The sequence below is a fragment of the Synechococcus sp. H55.11 genome (assembly GCF_047462475.1).
GTDB lineage: Bacteria > Cyanobacteriota > Cyanobacteriia > Thermostichales > Thermostichaceae > Thermostichus.
Genome location: NZ_JANSJI010000223.1, coordinates 6,542 through 8,519, shown reverse-complemented (window position 1 = coordinate 8,519; position 1,978 = coordinate 6,542). Strand labels below are relative to the sequence as shown.

The following is a 1,978-nucleotide window of genomic DNA, read 5'->3' as shown; positions in this document are numbered from 1 at the left end:
AGCAATCCAAAACAAGCTAAAAAAAGATCCCTTGAGGCTGAGGGATCCGTTACGTTTACTTACATTTATTGTTTTGTTTGTTCAAGTTAGCGATCCATTGGCAGCGCAAAAGCCGACGCCCTCGACGTGTCGGGCGAAGGGATCAACGAGCTGGTGATCTCGTAACGATCTCGGCCGTCGTGCCTACTCTTCTTCTGCCTCGAAGTCTTCGCTGTAGTCGTCCCCGATCAAGTCGTCGATGTCGTCGATGTCTTCTTCCAAAACAGCCCCAGAGACTTCAATAGGCTGCTCGATCAACCGGCCTTGCTGGCGCAACCAATCGAGAATGGAAAGGCTACTAGGGGAGGGCACCACTGTTGGCGGTTGATTGCGGGGTTCTTCGCGTAGAGAGGGATTGAAGTACATGCCGTACGCAGAAGGGGTAGTTATCGACAAAGAGAAAGCCGCCTGGGCTGATCCCAGCCCAACAGAGAGATGCAGGCTTGCCATCAGCTGTCTTTTAGCTTAGCCTACCGCTGCCAGGCTTGCAAAAAGCGGTGCAGCACCTGCTCCAGCTCAACGGCTCGTGCCGCCTTGAACAGCAACCGATCCCCGGCTTGCACCTGATCTAGCAAAACTTGCAGCACTGCCGCTGCATCCCCGCAGCGTTCTGCCTGGGCTGCCGGTTTTTGGTCGAGCAGCGGCTGCATTTCTCCTTCCGGATCCAGGAGCAAAACCCAATCCAACCCCAAAGGGGCAGCCGCTCGTCCCACCTCTGCATAGAGCTGAGGTGCATGCTCTCCCAGTTCCCGCATGGGGCCGAGAACGGCCCAGCGTCGTCTCCCTGGGGTTTGGGCCAATAGGTGCAGAGCCGCTATCATCGCTTCCGGCGAGGCATTGTAGGTTTCATCCCAGATTTCCACATCTCCTGCCAGCTTGAGATGGCGATTGCGCCCCTCCAGAGGCGTGGGCAAGGCGATGGGTTCTCGGAGCGGCTCCCAATCCAGCCCCAAGCTGCGCACAGTCGCCAGCACCCCCATCCAGTTGAGGGCGTGGTGTCTTCCGGGCAGGGGCACCGGCAGGGTCAGGCCCGCCACGGTTACCGTTTGGGCTTGGGGATCCCATTCTCCTCGCAGGTCTCCTCGCTCCAGGCCATAGGTGAGGGTTGGTCCCGACCCCAGGCCGGCGGCGGTGGACAACAGCAAGGGATCTTCTCCGTTGAGCAGGGCCACTCCCTGCCCCAGCTCCTGTAGCAGCTCGCACTTGGCGGCGGCAATGGCGGCGCGGGATCCCAGCCTGCCGATGTGGGCGGTGCCGATGTGGGTAATCAAGGCGTGGGTGGGCCGGGCCATCTGCGCCAGGCGGCGAATTTCCCCAGGGCCGCGCATGGCCATTTCCAGAACCGCAAACTGATGTTCCGGCTGCAGCCGCAGCAGCGTTTGCGCCACGCCAATGTCGTTGTTGTGGTTAGCCTCGCTTTTGAGAACGCTGCCGTAGCGGGATAGGGCAGCCGCCAGCATTTCCTTGGTGGTGGTTTTGCCGGCTGAGCCGGTGATGGCCACCACCGGGATGGAGAATTGCTCCCGCCAGCCCCTGGCAAGGCGCTGATAGGCCCTCAGCGTGTCTGAAACCTGAAAATGAGGGCCTGAGGTCGGACGCTGGCTGATGACGGCAACAGCTCCCTTGCTCAGGGCTTGCGGAATAAAATCGTGTCCGTCGAAGCGTTCCCCCCGCAGCGCCACAAAAACGGATCCCGGCTGCAACTGGCGGCTGTCGGTGCAGAGGGCCTGAACCGGCAACCCCAACAGATGGGGATCTCCCCGGAGAGGGGTTTGCAGCAGATCGGCTACAGCTTGTAAGGTCAGCATCGGGCATTCTTCATAATCATTTCAAGTCATTGAGACAGTTCCCAAGCGCTCCCTCACCCCCGGCCCCTCTCCCAGCGGGAGCGCTCCCTCACCCCCGGCCCCTCTCCCAGCGGGAGCGCTCCCTCACCCCC

General features: G+C 60.8%; 2 protein-coding genes. Both read right to left on the bottom strand.

The features are described from left to right. Window positions 1–183 precede the first annotated feature (183 nt). Window positions 184–489, bottom strand: a complete 306-nt coding sequence (locus NW853_RS09030; RefSeq protein ID WP_414332723.1) for a DUF3134 family protein — start codon at window positions 487–489, stop codon at window positions 184–186. Between the two features lie 20 nt (window positions 490–509). After that, window positions 510–1,847, bottom strand: coding sequence for a UDP-N-acetylmuramoyl-tripeptide--D-alanyl-D-alanine ligase (locus NW853_RS09025; protein WP_414348847.1), 1,338 nt, complete (start codon window positions 1,845–1,847; stop codon window positions 510–512). Window positions 1,848–1,978: the final 131 nt, after the last annotated feature.

Coding starts and splice junctions, on each gene's coding strand:
- NW853_RS09030 (WP_414332723.1), bottom strand. CDS start 489: ATGGCAAGCCTGCATCTCTCTGTTGGGCTGGGATCAGCCCAGGCGGCT.
- NW853_RS09025 (WP_414348847.1), bottom strand. CDS start 1,847: ATGCTGACCTTACAAGCTGTAGCCGATCTGCTGCAAACCCCTCTCCGG.